At 52.9% G+C, this 15,994-nt stretch carries 15 protein-coding genes; 8 read left to right on the forward strand and 7 right to left on the reverse strand.

The genetic code is table 11. From position 1 onward, the window contains the following. Positions 1-110 precede the first annotated feature (110 nt). Positions 111-1,412 carry an anaerobic C4-dicarboxylate transporter gene (locus tag DAQ1742_RS02710; RefSeq protein WP_035339646.1) on the reverse strand — a complete coding sequence of 434 codons (1,302 nt, stop codon included), beginning with the start codon at positions 1,410-1,412 and terminating at the stop codon, positions 111-113. A 188-nt stretch (positions 1,413-1,600) separates the two neighbouring features. Then, entirely contained in the window at positions 1,601-3,040 is a 1,440-nt protein-coding gene (gene aspA / locus DAQ1742_RS02715) for an aspartate ammonia-lyase (protein ID WP_035339648.1), read from the reverse strand. Between the two features lie 431 nt (positions 3,041-3,471). Here aspA and DAQ1742_RS02720 point away from each other — a divergent pair, with 431 nt between their 5' ends. From DAQ1742_RS02720 to ubiA, 5 genes are all read left to right on the forward strand, one after another. Then, complete coding sequence (locus DAQ1742_RS02720; RefSeq protein WP_035339650.1) at positions 3,472-3,975, forward strand: FxsA family protein; 504 nt, start codon at positions 3,472-3,474, stop codon at positions 3,973-3,975. A gap of 175 nt (positions 3,976-4,150) precedes the next feature. Then, entirely contained in the window at positions 4,151-4,444 is a 294-nt protein-coding gene (locus tag DAQ1742_RS02725; protein WP_035339652.1) for a co-chaperone GroES, read from the forward strand. A gap of 50 nt (positions 4,445-4,494) precedes the next feature. Beyond that, positions 4,495-6,141, forward strand: coding sequence for a chaperonin GroEL (gene groL / locus DAQ1742_RS02730; RefSeq protein WP_012883281.1), 1,647 nt, complete (start codon positions 4,495-4,497; stop codon positions 6,139-6,141). A 271-nt stretch (positions 6,142-6,412) separates the two neighbouring features. Continuing rightward, on the forward strand, positions 6,413-6,928 hold the full coding sequence (gene ubiC, locus DAQ1742_RS02735; protein ID WP_035339654.1) for a chorismate lyase: 516 nt from the start codon (positions 6,413-6,415) through the stop codon (positions 6,926-6,928). Positions 6,929-6,964: 36 nt separating this feature from the next. Then, complete coding sequence (gene ubiA, locus DAQ1742_RS02740) at positions 6,965-7,813, forward strand: 4-hydroxybenzoate octaprenyltransferase (RefSeq protein ID WP_051123999.1); 849 nt, start codon at positions 6,965-6,967, stop codon at positions 7,811-7,813. Between the two features lie 47 nt (positions 7,814-7,860). Here the strand turns inward: ubiA and plsB are convergent, their stop codons facing one another. Beyond that, positions 7,861-10,350 carry a glycerol-3-phosphate 1-O-acyltransferase PlsB gene (gene plsB / locus DAQ1742_RS02745; RefSeq protein ID WP_067486561.1) on the reverse strand — a complete coding sequence of 830 codons (2,490 nt, stop codon included), beginning with the start codon at positions 10,348-10,350 and terminating at the stop codon, positions 7,861-7,863. 128 nt (positions 10,351-10,478) lie between these two features. Between plsB and DAQ1742_RS02750 the strand changes: the two genes are divergently transcribed. After that, complete coding sequence (locus DAQ1742_RS02750; RefSeq protein ID WP_035339661.1) at positions 10,479-10,844, forward strand: diacylglycerol kinase; 366 nt, start codon at positions 10,479-10,481, stop codon at positions 10,842-10,844. 109 nt (positions 10,845-10,953) lie between these two features. After that, complete coding sequence (lexA, locus tag DAQ1742_RS02755) at positions 10,954-11,565, forward strand: transcriptional repressor LexA (protein WP_035339663.1); 612 nt, start codon at positions 10,954-10,956, stop codon at positions 11,563-11,565. A gap of 220 nt (positions 11,566-11,785) precedes the next feature. On the opposite strand, the gene zur is transcribed toward lexA, so the two are convergent. Further along, positions 11,786-12,295 carry a zinc uptake transcriptional repressor Zur gene (gene zur, locus DAQ1742_RS02760; RefSeq protein WP_035339665.1) on the reverse strand — a complete coding sequence of 170 codons (510 nt, stop codon included), beginning with the start codon at positions 12,293-12,295 and terminating at the stop codon, positions 11,786-11,788. 146 nt (positions 12,296-12,441) lie between these two features. Further along, positions 12,442-13,176, reverse strand: a complete 735-nt coding sequence (locus DAQ1742_RS02765) for a pirin family protein (protein WP_035339667.1) — start codon at positions 13,174-13,176, stop codon at positions 12,442-12,444. 108 nt (positions 13,177-13,284) lie between these two features. Here DAQ1742_RS02765 and DAQ1742_RS02770 point away from each other — a divergent pair, with 108 nt between their 5' ends. After that, on the forward strand, positions 13,285-14,187 hold the full coding sequence (locus DAQ1742_RS02770) for a LysR family transcriptional regulator (protein WP_035339669.1): 903 nt from the start codon (positions 13,285-13,287) through the stop codon (positions 14,185-14,187). Positions 14,188-14,274: 87 nt separating this feature from the next. On the opposite strand, the gene DAQ1742_RS02775 is transcribed toward DAQ1742_RS02770, so the two are convergent. Continuing rightward, complete coding sequence (locus DAQ1742_RS02775; RefSeq protein WP_035339672.1) at positions 14,275-15,258, reverse strand: glutathione S-transferase family protein; 984 nt, start codon at positions 15,256-15,258, stop codon at positions 14,275-14,277. 88 nt (positions 15,259-15,346) lie between these two features. Further along, on the reverse strand, positions 15,347-15,742 hold the full coding sequence (locus DAQ1742_RS02780) for a DoxX family protein (protein WP_180706310.1): 396 nt from the start codon (positions 15,740-15,742) through the stop codon (positions 15,347-15,349). Positions 15,743-15,994: the final 252 nt, after the last annotated feature.

Genomic DNA, 15,994 nt, shown 5'->3' on the forward strand with positions numbered 1-15,994 from the left:
ATACTATAGCGTGCAAGGCGGGGGATAGTAAGGCGGGATCGCCCTGATAGGGTCGATCCCGAAAAACTTTACGATCCGGCTTCCAATAATAGGGGCGGAAGTCAGAGATCTCAGAGCACCAGATGGCCGATAACAAAGCCAAATGCCACAGACAGTGAAATCGCCACAACACCCGGAATGAGAAACGCGTGGTTAAATACGTATTTGCCGATGCGTGTTGAACCGGTGTCATCCATTTCCACCGCCGCCAGCAGTGTGGGGTAGGTTGGCAGCACAAACAGTGCCGATACCGCCGCAAATGAGGCGATCGCAGTGATGGGGCTTACACCCAGCAGCAGCGCCGCCGGCATCAATGCTTTGGCCGTTGCCGCCTGTGAATAGAGCAGGGTGGCGGCAAAGAACAACACAACCGCCAGCATCCACGGATGACTTTGTAACAGTGTACCCGCGGTACTCTGAATATCGGTGATATGTGCTTTGACGAAGGTATCACCCAGCCAGGCGACGCCCATCACGCAGATGCACGCACTCATGCCAGATTTAAAGGTGCTGGCGCTGAGGATTTGCGCGGTATCGACGCGACAGCTCAGGCAAATCAGCGTGGCGATGGTCAGCATGAACACCACAATCGCTTCATTGCGAGGCAGCACCGGGTTGTGGATAAGCCCTACGGTGTCGCTGATGGCAGTGGCGTACAGCACGACGGCAATAATTCCGACCAGAAATAACCCGACAGAGCGTTTGGCTCCCGGTTTTAGCACTTGCTGGCCCTGGCCGCGTAGCGACACTTCGCCTTTGCGCAGACGTTCCTGGTAAATTTCATCGTCTTTCAACTCTTTACCCAGAAAGTTCGTCATGACGGCAGTCAGTAAAATCGCCGCCAGCGTGCTGGGAATGCAGATCCCCAGCAGCGCCAGATAGCTGACCCCTTTGGGTTCAAGCAAGCCTGCAACGAACACCACGGCCGCAGAAATTGGCGACGCGGTAATGGCAATTTGCGAGGCGACGACGGCAATCGACAGCGGGCGAGAGGGCCGTATACCTTGCTCTTTGGCGACCTCGGCGATAACCGGCAGCGTGGAAAAAGCGGTATGGCCGGTGCCTGCCAGCAGCGTCATGAAGTAAGTCACCAGCGGTGCGAGAAAGGTGACGTACCGTGGCTGCCGACGTAGCAGTTTTTCCGCCAGACTGACCAGATAATCCATTCCGCCGGCTATTTGCATGGCAGCGATAGCGGCAATCACCGCCATGATGATTTCAATCACGTCAAACGGAATTGCGCCCGGCTTGATATGAAATCCCAGCGTGAGTACCAGCACACCCAGCCCACCAGCAAACCCGATGCCGATACCGCCAAGCCTGGCACCCAAATAAATAGCGAGAAGAACGATAAACAGTTCCAGAATAATCATGTTGATGTTCCTTTTGATTTTGTTGCCCGTAACATCGCAAAACGTCTTTCCATATTTTTTTCTTATGGTTGTAGCTAAAGGTTGGCCTTTTGCGGCGTGGAAAAAATAGTGGATAGAAAAATAGTGAATAGAACAAAGGCACGCAACCCTAACGGGCTGACGTGCCTTACAGAGAAGACAGTGCGGAATTAGGACGCGTCTTGGTCTTCGGTGTAGCGTTTGGCCTTGTAAGACGGGTGCATCAGGTTTTGTACTGAGAAAATGTCATCCAGTTCGGATTCGGTCAGCAGACCGCGCTCCAGCACCACTTCACGCACACTTTTACCGGTTTCCGCACAAATTTTGCCCACGATGTCGCCATTGTGGTGGCCGATAAACGGGTTGAGATAGGTGACAATACCAATAGAGTTGAAAACGTAGTCCTCACAGACCTCTTTATTGGCGGTGATGCCTTCGACGCATTTTTCCAGCAGGTTGTAGCAGGCATTGGTCAGAATCTGGGTGGATTCAAACATCGCCTGGCCGATAACTGGCTCCATCACGTTCAACTGCAACTGACCGGCTTCCGCCGCCATGGTGACACAGGTGTCATTACCAATGACTTTGAAACACACCTGATTGACCACTTCCGGCACCACCGGGTTGACCTTGGCTGGCATAATCGATGAACCGGCCTGCAATTCCGGCAGGTTGATTTCATTTAAGCCCGCACGCGGCCCGGAGGAGAGCAGACGCAGGTCGTTACAGATTTTAGACAGTTTCACCGCCAGACGTTTCAGCGAGCTGTGTACCATCACGTAAGCACCGCAGTCGGAGGTGGCTTCAATCAGGTCTTCTGCCGGTACGCATGGCAGTTTGCTCACTTCAGCCAGCTTCTGTACGGCCAGTTGCTGATAGCCATCGGGAGTGTTGAGGCGTGTGCCGATAGCGGTAGCCCCAAGGTTAACTTCCAACAGCAATTCTGCTGTGCGCAGCAGGTTTTTGTTCTCTTCTTTTAACAGCACATTGAACGCATGGAACTCCTGGCCCAGCGTCATCGGCACGGCATCCTGTAACTGGGTGCGGCCCATTTTCAGAATGTTTTCAAATTCTTTGGCTTTTTTATCAAACCCTTCTGCCAGTACGGTAACGGCATCAACCAGTTTCAAAATGCAGGTATACACCGCAATACGAAAACCGGTCGGGTAGGCATCGTTGGTGGACTGGCATTTATTCACATGGTCGTTCGGGTTCAGGTACTGGTATTCCCCTTTCTGGTGCCCCATCAGTTCCAGACCAATGTTGGCCAGCACTTCATTGGTGTTCATGTTCACCGAGGTACCTGCGCCACCCTGGAACACATCCACCGGGAATTGATCGAGACATTTGCCATTGACCAGCACTTCGTCACAGGCTTTGATGATGGTGTCGGCAATCTTACGCGGTATGGTCTGAAGTTCACGGTTTGCCATGGCAGCGGCTTTTTTCACCATCACCATGCCACGCACGAAGTCTGGAATGTCACTGATTTTCTGGTTGCTGATATAAAAATTTTCTATCGCGCGCAGGGTATGGACACCGTAGTAAGCATCAGCCGGAACTTCCCGCGTACCTAACAGATCTTCTTCAATACGAATGTTATCTGACATGAGAGCCTTCTCTTTTACTTCTATCGATTAGAATTTATAGGATGTATCGTCTTACCGTGGAGGACGGCAGCAGAATGTTTAACCATCACGCTCGCCGTTGTTGTTATGATATTCTGTAGTTATGCAGGATTTCCGTTGCCCCGATCACATCTGGGCGGTGTTCTCCCCCTTGCTGTATGAAGTGTGATGAGGGTCATGACCCTGATTGTGGCACCCAATGATATCGCCCTCTCCGGGTTGAAAAAAGGCGTTGTCACTCCCATCTCCTGATCAGTCTTCGCCGATATGGGCTGCCTGATGCCGTGATGTACAGGTACTGTATCACGCAAACAGGGCGTCTTTTCATACCCGTTCATGATGACCGGTGCCGGTGTGAATAGGGGCGTGAGTGTATTTTTATCAATAGGTTAATGTAACCACAGGAGTTCTGGGTGCGCTGGCTACCGTTTTTGCTGATTTTCTTGTTCGTCTATATCGAAATCTCCATTTTTATTCGCGTGGCTGAAGTGCTGGGGGTGGCGGTGACGCTATTACTGGTGGTGCTGACGTCCGGTATCGGTATCTCGATGGTGCGCAATCAGGGGTTGAAGAACATTATGCTGATGCAGCAGCGTTTGCAGGCAGGAGAAAGCCCGGCAGCAGAAATGGTCAAGAGTGTGTCGCTGATTCTGTCGGGTTTTTTACTGGTGTTGCCCGGCTTTTTTACCGACTTTCTCGGGTTACTGCTGTTGCTGCCACCGGTGCAAAAACACCTGACGCTGAAACTGATGCCGCATTTGCAAATCTGGCGAGGTCAGCCGGGCACCACGGGTTCCGGCAAGTCTGGCAATGTGTTTGACGGCGAGTTTCAACGTAAAGATGAGCATGATCGCCTGAATCATCCGCGTGGCGATAGCCGTGATGGCACACCACCGGATGACTCTGCGCCCCGCTGATTCGCGCGGACTGCGTGGAGTTGGCAAAAAAATTGCGCTTTAATGCAAAAAAAAATGTTTTCCTCCCTTGAAGCGCCATCAAACGTCCCCACTTAGTTCACCACAAGGCCGGTTGTCAGAGGATGACCGGCGTTTTACCTAAACTGATATGGACTTTCTCAAAGGAGAGCTATCAATGAAAATTCGTCCATTGCATGACCGCGTGATCGTCAAGCGCAAAGAAGTTGAGTCAAAATCTGCTGGCGGCATCGTTCTGACCGGTTCTGCGGCGGGTAAATCTACCCGTGGTGAAGTGCTGGCTGTTGGCCATGGCCGCATTCTGGAGAACGGCGACGTTAAAGCGCTGGACGTGAAAGTAGGCGATATCGTTATTTTCAATGATGGCTACGGTGTGAAGACCGAGAAGATCGACAATGAAGAAGTGTTGATCATGTCTGAAAGCGACATCCTGGCGATTGTTGAAGCCTAATCTCACGTAATCTTCTGAACTGAACGAAACGAATTCAAGGGAAACTACCAATGGCAGCTAAAGACGTAAAATTCGGTAATGACGCTCGGGTAAAAATGTTGCGTGGCGTAAACGTGCTGGCTGATGCAGTTAAAGTCACGCTGGGCCCGAAAGGTCGTAACGTAGTGCTGGACAAGTCCTTCGGCTCTCCGACCATCACCAAAGACGGCGTGTCCGTAGCGCGTGAAATCGAACTGGAAGACAAGTTCGAAAACATGGGCGCACAGATGGTCAAAGAAGTTGCCTCAAAAGCGAACGACGCTGCGGGTGACGGTACCACCACCGCGACCGTACTGGCTCAGGCTATTGTTAACGAAGGTCTGAAAGCCGTTGCTGCGGGTATGAACCCGATGGATCTGAAACGTGGTATCGACAAAGCGGTTGTCGCTGCGGTTGAAGAACTGAAAAAACTGTCTGTACCGTGCGCTGACACCAAAGCGATTGCTCAGGTAGGCACCATCTCTGCCAACTCCGACGAAACCGTGGGCAAGCTGATTGCCGAAGCGATGGAGAAAGTGGGTAAAGAAGGCGTTATCACCGTTGAAGAAGGTTCTGGCCTGCAAGACGAGCTGGACGTAGTAGAAGGTATGCAGTTTGACCGTGGCTACCTGTCTCCGTACTTCATCAACAAACCGGAAACCGGTTCTGTTGAACTGGAAAGCCCGTTCATTCTGCTGGCGGACAAAAAAATCTCCAACATCCGCGAAATGCTGCCGGTGCTGGAAGCTGTTGCCAAAGCGGGTAAACCGCTGCTGATCATCGCCGAAGACGTAGAAGGCGAAGCGCTGGCAACGCTGGTGGTCAACACCATGCGTGGTATCGTGAAAGTGGCTGCCGTTAAAGCACCGGGCTTTGGCGATCGCCGTAAAGCGATGCTGCAAGATATCGCGACCCTGACTGCTGGTACCGTTATCTCTGAAGAGATCGGTCTGGAGCTGGAAAAAGCCACGCTGGAAGATCTGGGTCAGGCCAAGCGTGTGGTTATTAACAAAGACACCACCACCATCATTGACGGTGTGGGCGATGAAGCCACTATTCAGGGCCGTGTGACTCAGATTCGTCAGCAGATCGAAGAAGCCACGTCTGATTACGATCGTGAAAAACTGCAAGAGCGCGTAGCCAAACTGGCAGGCGGCGTTGCGGTTATCAAAGTCGGCGCAGCCACTGAAGTGGAAATGAAAGAGAAGAAAGCCCGCGTTGAAGATGCGCTGCACGCGACCCGTGCTGCCGTTGAAGAAGGTGTGGTTGCCGGTGGCGGCGTGGCGCTGATCCGCGTTGCGACTGCTATCAATGGCCTGAAAGGCGATAACGAAGAGCAGAACGTAGGTATCAAAGTTGCTCAGCGTGCGATGGAAGCGCCTCTGCGCCAGATAGTCTCCAACGCCGGTGAAGAGCCGTCTGTGGTTGCCAACAATGTGAAAGCGGGCGAAGGTAACTACGGTTACAACGCCGCGACCGAGCAGTATGGCAACATGATAGACATGGGTATTCTGGATCCAACCAAAGTGACCCGTTCTGCGTTGCAGTACGCTGCATCTGTCGCGGGCCTGATGATCACCACCGAATGTATGGTGACCGAGCTGCCGAAAGGCGATGCACCTGATTTAGGTGCTGCTGGTGGTATGGGCGGCATGGGTGGTATGGGCGGCATGATGTAATTGCCGCATGCAGGTGACGATTATCGTCCCCTTGCCGTTGTAGAGTAAGAGACGACCCGGTATCCATGCCGGGTCGTTTTTTTTCGTCTGTCGCTATCGCCATGGCTTGCCGTTGACGTGAATGAAAACAACCCACAGCGTTAACATAACGTTCGTGAGCTGTTACCAAGGTATTCTTGTTTGCGGCACGGCATATCTTCGCGGCAAGGCACGTCTGCGCTACAATAAGTTCGCTTATTTTATTTATTAAACACCGGGTGGAAGGGGAGACATGTCTGACAAGGCGTTAGCTAGCCTGCGCTCGGCTACGTGGTGTGCGCCAGAGGATGTCCCTGCGCGGGCGGCCGACTGGCTGGTTTATCAGGATTCGATGACGCGTCGTCTGGAGCGCTATTGCCTGAAACTGAGTGTTCAGGTTAGTCAGGAGCGGTTTATCTCTTCACCGGATGTTGCCGGTGAGTCCGCCCTGTTGCCACCGAGTGAGCGCTATTGGTTACGTGAGGTTATCTTGTTGGGAGACGGTGAGCCCTGGTTGTTTGGTCGTACGGTGATACCCGAGCAGACGCTGCAAGAGGCTGACATTGATTTAACCCAGGTTGGCACCACGCCATTAGGGCGTTACCTGTTCTTGCAGGGGCCACCGCCGCGCGATGTGATTCAGATGGGACGATGTGACGCGCTATGGGTACGGCGCTCGCGCTTGCGGTTATCGGGTAATCCTCTGTTGATTACCGAGCTGTTTTTACCGCAGGCTCCCCTTTATTTCCCCGATCGTTATCAGAGCTGAGTGCAGAAGGAGAATCAGGCGTTGGAAAGACTGTTTATGTCAGGACGCTGGGGGGCATATTGCCGTTTGATGCGTATCGACAAGCCGATTGGCTCACTGTTGTTATTGTGGCCGACACTCTGGGCATTATGGCTGGCCGGGCGTGGAACACCGGCAGTCTGGACACTGCTGGTGTTTGTGGCGGGCGTTTTTTTGATGCGAGCGGCCGGGTGCGTTATCAATGATTATGCCGATCGTCATTTTGACGGGCATGTGAAACGCACCGCATCGCGCCCGTTACCTTCTGGGCTGGTGAGTGAGCAATCAGCCAAGGTGTTGTTTGTGGTTCTGGTCCTGCTGGCGTTTGGCCTGGTGCTGACCATGAATCCGATGACCATCTGGCTGTCTGTGGCCGCCCTCGCGCTGGCCTGGGTCTACCCGTTTATGAAGCGAGTCAGTCATTTACCGCAACTGGTTTTGGGCGCGGCCTTCGGCTGGTCAATTCCGATGGCGTATGCTGCTGTCAGTGAGTCGCTACCGGCAACCTGCTGGCTGATATTTTTTGCCTACATTTGCTGGACGGTGGCCTATGACACGGAATACGCGATGGTTGACCGGGATGATGATTTAAAAATTGGCGTGAAGTCTACCGCCATTTTATTTGGCAGCCATGACACGCTGATCATTGGTGTACTGCAACTCATGACATTAGCCGCAATGCTGGCACTGGGCCGAATGATGGCGCTGGGGCAGGTTTTTTACTGGTCGGTACTGGTGGCGGCGGCGTTGTTTGCCTATCAACAGAAATTGATTGCCGGACGTGAGCGCGATAACTGCTTTCGCGCATTCAGGAACAATAACTACGTTGGTATGGTGTTGTTTTTCGGTATTTTATTCAGTTTGTAATCAACGTCAAAAATGCCCTGCGGTCATGTTTCCGCAGGGCATCATGCTTATTGCGCGTCTTCTTTCTCTTCTCGTACTTCGGCCTGCTCTTCCTCTGGCGATGATGCGCCACTGTCCTGCGCCAGACTGGCACTTTCTATGGTCAGCCTCACTTCCGGTGTGATGAGATCGCCCAGCATGGTATACATGGCCTGGACTTGCTCTTGCACCGCTTCGCCACTGTCGCTGAAATACCCTTCATTACGCAGTGTATTGACCAGCGTTGAGAACACGGCCTTGTCAAAGAACTCGGGTGCATTAATACCATGCAGTACAGAAAGGCGTTGCGCCATGCTGCGGCTCTCTTTTTCCAGCGCACCGCGACTGATGGACGGGTTGGCATGCAGCAGTGCCAGCGTGATGGTATAGCGCTGCAAGGTTTCGCGGATACCCGCGGCCAGTAATTGCAGGGTACGAATGCGCGCCGGGTTTAATTCCAGCTCACCGGCGTTGTTGATAATCAGGCGCTGGCTGACAAGCTCGGTTACCAGTTTATCGAGAATGCCTGACAGGTCGGCTTTGTCATGGTGCAAAAACAGCTCTGCCTGCAACAGCGGATAGATTAAGGTCAGTTGGTGCAACAGCGCGGATGTGCTAATGCGCCTACGGTGCATGACGATACTGGCAATCAATGACGGCAGCACCAACAAATGATGAATGTTATTGCGGTAGTAGGTCATCAAGACCGCTTGCTCGCGCGGCAGAATGATGATGTCGCCAACATTATCCTTTTCTACCTCAAACTTGTTCATGCCCAGCGCATGTTCCAGCAGTTCCGCTGCCGTTTTGTTCGGTACCGTAACATCACTGCTATAAGGCACGTTGCGCAGTAGCTGCAAATAACACGCTAACTGCTCTTCCATTTGCTCGCGCGTCAACGCCCGCTGGCGTGAAGCCAGCAACGCGGTACAGCACAGGTTCATCGCATTGGCCGCTGCCGCATTATTGATGCGAACCATAATATCATCGGCAATGTGCTGTACGGTTGGCGTAAGCCATGCCGGGCGTTGCGGGTCGATAGGGTCAATCGCATCGCGCCATTGCGGCACATGATGATTGAGATAGGTCGTCAACGTCAGCGGCTCACCGATGTTGACATAGCCCTGGCCGAGGTTGCGCAGCTTACGCAGCCCACGCACCATTTGCAGGAATCCCTCTTTCTCTTTGGTCGCACCACGTAACTCCTTGGCATAGGTGCCGACTTCCATCACATGTTCGTAGCCGATATACACTGGCACTAGCGTAATCGGGCGAGTGCCGCCGCGCAGCATCGCCTGAATGGTCATCGCCAGTGTACCGGTTTTCGGCTCCAGCAGTCGGCCTGTGCGTGAGCGCCCGCCTTCGACGAAATACTCTACCGAGTAGCCGCGGGTAAACAACTCGCCCAGATATTCACGAAACAGCGTGGAGTAGAGCTTGTTCCCTTTGAAGGTACGGCGGATAAAGAAGGCACCGAGGCGGCGGAATATCGGGCCGGCAGGCCAGAAATTGAGGTTGATGCCTGCGGCAATGTGCGGGGGAACCAGCCCCTGATGATAGAGCACATAGGACAACAGCAGGTAATCCATGTGGCTGCGATGGCAAGGCACATAGACAATCTCATGGCCATCCTGAGCGAGTTGACGCACACGTTCGGCATTATGAACGTTGATGCCTTGATACAGCCGGTTCCACGTCCAGCTCAGCACCCGGTCAGAGAGCCTGACCGCTTCATAAGAGAAATCAGCCGCTATCTCTTCGAGTAACGCAATCGCGTTTTGCTGCGCTTTGTCGTGGGAGATTTTCTTCACCCGTGCTTCATCATCAATCGCCTTGGCAATGGCACGAGAGGTAAGCAACTGATTAAACAACGCCTGACGCACTGGCAGTCTTGGGCCGACGGCTGCCAGCCGCAGGCGGGAGAAGTGCATGCGAGCGACGCGTGCCAGCTTGTGGGCAATCGTCTTGTCAGTACCATGCTCTGTCGCCATATAGCGCAGTGATACCGGCACCGAAAAACGCACGAAGCTGTCACGCCCCAGCCACAAAACGGCGAAAAACTTCTCGATACCGTTCAGCAGGCGCAGGTGCGGCGCGTCCTGATGCTGGCCTTCACGACCCGGCGAGCGGCCAAACATAACCGCGACAGGCACCATTTGTATATCCAGCTCTGGGTTGTTGCGATGCAAATCCAGATAGTCATGAAACAGTTTGATCGACTGCTGTTTCGGCACGTAGTAGCGAAACAGGCGTGGGCCATCGTTAACAAAAACGTAGCTCGGCAGGGTTTTGCCATCGATTTGCTGCGGTTGCAATGGGTCTGGCAAATGTAATTCCAGACACTTGGTGCGCAACGTCAGCAGGTCTGCCTTAGAGCTATAAGGCAGCACATAAAATATCGGTCTTGAGGGATCCAGACGTTGTTCGTTAACGGGATCCTGCGGAATAACCTTACTCTTTACTAAGAGTTTTAGAGGGAAATTCAGTAACTTGTAGTAAATTTTACGCCAACCTGACATAACAACCAGAAGCCTCTTGTTAGCAACGCGCGCCAAGGATACCAGAAACCCAACAGGATATCTGTGGTGATGCAATCATGTGGACGCGTTAAAATTGCGGCCAATCACAAATTACAGGTGGAGTCATCATGAATAAGACAACAGGAATTACCCGCATTGTCAAAGCCGCAGGGTATTCGCTACAGGGCCTGAGGCAGGCGTGGCAACATGAAGCAGCCTTTCGACAGGAGTCGGTTTTGCTGCTTGTTGCGGTGCTTGTGGCGAGTGTCTTGCCTGTTTCAACCATAGAGCGGCTGTTGCTGGTCGGGTCGGTGGTGTTGATAGTGCTGTTTGAGCTGGTAAACAGCGCTATTGAAGCGGTGGTAGACCGCGTTGGTCTGGACTATCACGAACTGTCGGGGCGGGCAAAAGATATTGGTTCTGCGGCGGTCTTTGTCGCCTGTGTCTTGGCCGCGATCGTCTGGGTATCACTGTTATGGAGCCGTTTTGCGTGACGGTTTGCATAATCGTCGAAAAATCCGTGCAATAGCGATATCACGGTTCCCATTGGCACTTTCCCTGTATATACTCACAGCAAAACTGTATAAACAAACAGGGGGCGGAATGAAAACCTTAACCACCAGACAGCAACAGGTTTATGACCTGATTCGTGATCATATCGCGCAGAGCGGTATGCCGCCCACCCGGGCAGAAATTGCCAGTCAGCTTGGTTTCCGCTCACCGAATGCGGCGGAAGAACATCTCAAAGCGCTGGCACGCAAAGGGGTTATCGAGATTGTTACCGGGGCGTCTCGTGGCATCCGCTTGCTGATGGAAGAAGAGGATCTCGGTTTGCCGCTTATTGGGCGCGTTGCAGCCGGTGAACCGTTGCTGGCACAGCAGCATATTGAATGTCACTATCAGGTTGACCCTGCCATGTTTAAACCCAGCGCTGATTTTTTGCTGCGCGTTAGCGGTATGTCTATGAAAGACATTGGTATTCTTGATGGTGACTTACTGGCAGTGCATAAAACACAGGATGTACACAACGGGCAGGTCGTTGTGGCACGTATTGAGGATGAGGTCACGGTTAAGCGCTTGAAGAAACAAGGCAATGTGGTGCAGTTGCTGGCGGAAAACAAGGATTTTGCGCCAATAGTGGTTGATTTGCGCGAGCAGGCTTTCTCGATTGAAGGGTTGGCTGTTGGCGTGATTCGTAACAGTGACTGGGGGTAAACCCCACGCAGATTCATCGGCCGACATTAAGCAAGCGAAGGCAAAGCTGAAAGTAAAGGAAACGGTGCAGGAAACGGCAGAATGTCAGAAGTGAATGTAGCGGGCAGGGGCATTTCAGCAATATCGTGATAGAGCGGAAAAACCGTGTGAAGCATCGCGTTACTTCACACGCATGTCGCCACGTCACGCCAGCTTCATCATGACAAGCGGAGCGGATACGTCAGCGTTTTTTCACCACAATGCTGTGATCGTGGGTGCAACTGTCCCGGTGCTCACATGACTCCACTTTTTGACACTCGTCACATAACCCATGCGCTTCCACAATACTGTGGCGCAGTGCGAATCCTGACTGCCTGGCTAACTGTTGCAATGTTTCTTCAACGCCTTGTGTCTGGCGTTCTGTGACGTGACCACAGCGGTCACAAATGAACAGTGCAGAGGTGTGGCTGTGCTCTTCGAAATGATGGCACAGGACATAACTGTTCGTGGATTCTACTTTGTGGATGAATCCTTGCTCCAGCAGAAAATCCAGCGCGCGGTAAACGGTCGGGGGTTTGGCCTGCGGCTCCGAGAGACGCAGCAGATCCAGTAAGTCATAGGCACTGATCGCACCGCTTTGCAGGGCCATCAAGCGTAACACCTCCTGCCGCTGTGGTGTCAGGCGTACATTACGTTGCTGGCAAAGCTGTTCAGCCTGGGCAAGGAGAGTGTCCGGATTGGTTGAATCCATAGCAGTAACCCTGAAGCGAGTTTGAGATAATTCGCTATCTTACCATGACTGAATTAAAACACCGAGATACCACCCTCAGTGCAAGGAAAAGCAGCCTGAGCGCGGTGGTGCGCAGAGTCTGAACACTGCTTTGCCGATAGCTGTTATCAGGCGGCAAGGTCTATCAATAACAGCCGTGCCTCAGTTTGTGCTTTAAGAGTGAGGGTGTTTTCTTGTTTTACAAATGCGCCATCACCACAATGGAGCAGGTTTGAACAGGAGTCTGGCTGCGCGGGGGAATCGTTATCTGATGTCTCGTTACCCTGAATACGGACGGTACCGTAGATAGATTGCAGATAGGCCCGGCTGCCATGCAGTGTCAGGGTATGTTCGGTATCCGCTGCCAGGTTCAGATGGTGTATCCATACCTGCTGGCGCAGATGAAGCCCGGTGTCTGTTTCCTCCGGTGAGGCCAGCAACTGGTGAGGGGTATCGACTAAGCTGGTGCGCTGCACGCACTGATTTTCCCGCATCGGGCAGGCATCCAGCCACAACTGGATCCGCGTCAGGGATGTGTCTTCACTGATATTATGTTCGCTGTAGCTGACATGCGGTTGCGTGGCAAGTAACAAGGCTTCACCGGCTTTAGCCCTGACATGGTTGCCGTTGCTGTCACGGTATTCCGCCTCACCTTGCAGCAAAATATTCAGCACGTCTACGCGCGGATACGTGCGGGGCTGAAAGGCTGCACCCGGAGCCAGCACTTCCTGATTGAGCACGCGCAGCGAGGCAAACCCCAGTAGCTCAGGATCGAAATAGTGGCCGAAAGAAAAGGTATAACGAGCCTGTAACCAGCCATAGTCAGCCTGGCCGCACTGTTGCGCTGCTCTGCTAATGATCATGGTATTCAATCCTGAGAATTATTGATAACGCGATAGTAATTGTCTGGACGATGGATTGTTAGCCAGTTAATCTGGTCGGCACGTTCAAAAATCCTGAATGAGTGAAACATGGCAAAGGAACGGGCATTAACACTAGAAGCATTACGCGTCATGGATGCGATTGACCGCCGTGGAAGCTTTGCGGCCGCGGCGGATGAACTGGGGCGGGTGCCTTCTGCGCTGAGTTATACCATGCAAAAACTGGAAGATGAGCTGGATGTGGTGCTGTTTGACCGTTCCGGTCATCGTACCAAATTTACCAATGTCGGGCGCATGCTGCTGGAGCGTGGTCGTATCCTGCTGGAGGCGGCGGATAAACTGACGACAGATGCCGAGGCGCTGGCGAGAGGGTGGGAAACCCATCTTACGATTGTATTCGAGGCACTGGTGCCTGTTGATCGCCTGTTTCCGCTGCTCGATAAACTGTCGCTGAAAGCTAACACACAGGTGTCATTATTGACAGAAGTGCTGGCGGGAGCCTGGGAGCGGCTGGAGCAGGGGCGAGCGGATATTGTGATTGCCCCGGATATGCATTTTCGCTCCTCTTCTGAAATTAATACCCGCAAGCTTTACACCATCAAGAATGTCTATGTTGCCAGCCCGGATCATCCTATTCATGACGAGCCGGAACCTTTATCAGAAGTCAGCCGTATTAAATATCGGGGGATTGCCATTGCCGATACCGCCCGTGAACGCCCGGTACTCACCGTGCAACTGCTGGATAAACAGCCACGACTTACCGTCAGCTCGCTGGATGATAAACGACGTGCGCTGCTGGCGGGGTTAGGTGTTGCCACGATGCCTTATGACATGGTGGCAAAGGATATTGCCGAAGGCCGACTGCGGGTGGTTAGCCCGGAAAATATTCTGGAAGGGCAGATAATCATGGCCTGGCGGCGTGACAGTATGGGTGAAGCCAAAGCGTGGTTTTTACGTGAGATCCCGCGTGTTTTTAACACCTCGTCTTCATGATAACCGCGGATTGACAGAGCACCACGTCACCGGCGTGATTGCCGGGGAGGGTGCCCAGATGCAGCTGATATGCGCGATAGATGCTTTTTAGTTGCGTTTATCGCGGCCGTGCGCAGTGGTTAAATCGGCCTGAGGCCCGGCGGAAATAATGCCATGTGGGTTGAGGCTGGCATGGCTGCAATAGTAGTGATGGCGAATATGATCCATCGCGACGGTATCAGCAATGCCTGGCAGTTGATAAATGTCACGCAGATAGCCATAGAGGTTTGGGTAGTCGCTTAAGCGGCGTTTGTCACACTTAAAATGCGTGTGGTAGACCGGATCAAAACGGATCAAGGTTGTCCATAACCGGATATCCGCTTCGGTCAGACGATCGCCGGTCAGATAACGATACTGGCTCAGACGTGCTTCAAGACTTTCGAGCGCATGAAACACCTGACTGACCGATTCGTCATAGGCCTGCTGGGTGGTGGCGAAGCCTGCTTTATAGACACCGTTGTTAAGCTGATGGTAAATCCATGCGTTGAGTTCATCGAGCTGTGCTTTGAGTGCGGACGGGTAATAGTCGCCGGGAGTGGCTCCGCATGCATCGAACGCGCTGTTAAACATACGGATAATATCCGCAGACTCATTGCTGACGATGGTGTGCTGTCTGGTATCCCACAGCACAGGGACAGTAACGCGTCCGCTGTAATCGGCTTTGGCATGTAAATACAACTGATACAGGAAGTCGTGTTGGTAAAGTGTGTCGCCAGTGGCCTGTGGAAAATCGGTTTCGAATGTCCAGCCATGCTCTAACATCAGTGGGTGTACCACGCTGACGCCGATGTGTTGCTCCAGCCCTTTGAGTTTTCTCATCAGCAAGGTGCGGTGGGCCCAGGGGCAAGCCAATGAAACATACAGGTGGTAGCGACCGGGCTCTGCGTTGAAGCCACCGGTGCCCGTTGGGCCAGGTTTGCCATCGGCAGTCACCCAGTTGCGGAAAAAGGTCTCTGGTCGTTTGAAATGCCCGCCCGAGGACTGGGTTTCATACCATGTATCGTGCCATACGCCTTCAACCAACAATCCCATAACGGTCTCCTCCCAGAATAACGACAATGGCAGCCAACAGCGGGCTGTTGACTGCCATGAAATAGTCAGGCTGTGCCTGACCTGATGCTTACCATTTTTTGTTCAGCAGGCGGTCGAGACTGAATGCACCCGGCCCGGTAACAAACAACAGAACATACCCACCCGCGATAGACAGGTTCTTCATGAACATCAACTGGTTGGCACCCTGCGCGAAATCACTGTGGAAGATAAACGCGGTTAACAGGGTAAAAATCGCGGTGATGATGGCAGTCGTACGGGTCAGTAAGCCAAACAGCACAGCCAGGACCCCCCCCAGCTCCAGCAGGATGGTCAGCGGTAGCAGCACACCGGGAACACCCATCGCCTGCATGTATTGCTGGGTAGCGGCATACGATGCGCCCAGCTTGCCATAACCGGCAGCGATAAACAGAATAGGTAGCAGGATACGGGCAATCATCAGCAGGGCATTTTCAAAACTTTTCATCATCTCTCCAGTTGTGTGTTCGTGGCCGGCGCAACGTCGCTACAAGCGCACCCGGCATACTGTTTAAAGGTTTATCTAAGGTAAAAGTGCGTCACCGATAAGAGGCATACTAGAGAGGAAAATGCCTGGATGACAGCAAGTAAAATTGTTGTTTTCTGTCAGAAAAATTGACGTTATGGCATATGTCTATGCCCGCGGCGGGCGGTATTAGCCAACGAAGCGTGTGATGGGGAATGGTTGCGTATCATGCCG

This window comes from Dickeya aquatica, from assembly GCF_900095885.1.
In the GTDB taxonomy this organism is placed as follows: Bacteria; Pseudomonadota; Gammaproteobacteria; order Enterobacterales; family Enterobacteriaceae; genus Dickeya; species Dickeya aquatica.

What these genes read in the sequence shown, in the direction of transcription:
- DAQ1742_RS02710 (WP_035339646.1), bottom strand. Translation starts at nt 1,412, where the DNA reads ATGATTATTCTGGAACTGTTTATCGTTCTTCTCGCTATTTATTTGGGT.
- zur (WP_035339665.1), bottom strand. Translation starts at nt 12,295, where the DNA reads ATGGATTCAACCAATCCGGACACTCTCCTTGCCCAGGCTGAACAGCTT.
- DAQ1742_RS02725 (WP_035339652.1), top strand. Translation starts at nt 4,151, where the DNA reads ATGAAAATTCGTCCATTGCATGACCGCGTGATCGTCAAGCGCAAAGAA.
- DAQ1742_RS02780 (WP_180706310.1), bottom strand. Translation starts at nt 15,742, where the DNA reads ATGAAAAGTTTTGAAAATGCCCTGCTGATGATTGCCCGTATCCTGCTA.
- DAQ1742_RS02765 (WP_035339667.1), bottom strand. Translation starts at nt 13,176, where the DNA reads ATGATCATTAGCAGAGCAGCGCAACAGTGCGGCCAGGCTGACTATGGC.
- DAQ1742_RS02775 (WP_035339672.1), bottom strand. Translation starts at nt 15,258, where the DNA reads ATGGGATTGTTGGTTGAAGGCGTATGGCACGATACATGGTATGAAACC.
- DAQ1742_RS02770 (WP_035339669.1), top strand. Translation starts at nt 13,285, where the DNA reads ATGGCAAAGGAACGGGCATTAACACTAGAAGCATTACGCGTCATGGAT.
- aspA (WP_035339648.1), bottom strand. Translation starts at nt 3,040, where the DNA reads ATGTCAGATAACATTCGTATTGAAGAAGATCTGTTAGGTACGCGGGAA.
- groL (WP_012883281.1), top strand. Translation starts at nt 4,495, where the DNA reads ATGGCAGCTAAAGACGTAAAATTCGGTAATGACGCTCGGGTAAAAATG.
- ubiC (WP_035339654.1), top strand. Translation starts at nt 6,413, where the DNA reads ATGTCTGACAAGGCGTTAGCTAGCCTGCGCTCGGCTACGTGGTGTGCG.
- ubiA (WP_051123999.1), top strand. Translation starts at nt 6,965, where the DNA reads ATGTCAGGACGCTGGGGGGCATATTGCCGTTTGATGCGTATCGACAAG.
- lexA (WP_035339663.1), top strand. Translation starts at nt 10,954, where the DNA reads ATGAAAACCTTAACCACCAGACAGCAACAGGTTTATGACCTGATTCGT.
- plsB (WP_067486561.1), bottom strand. Translation starts at nt 10,350, where the DNA reads ATGTCAGGTTGGCGTAAAATTTACTACAAGTTACTGAATTTCCCTCTA.
- DAQ1742_RS02750 (WP_035339661.1), top strand. Translation starts at nt 10,479, where the DNA reads ATGAATAAGACAACAGGAATTACCCGCATTGTCAAAGCCGCAGGGTAT.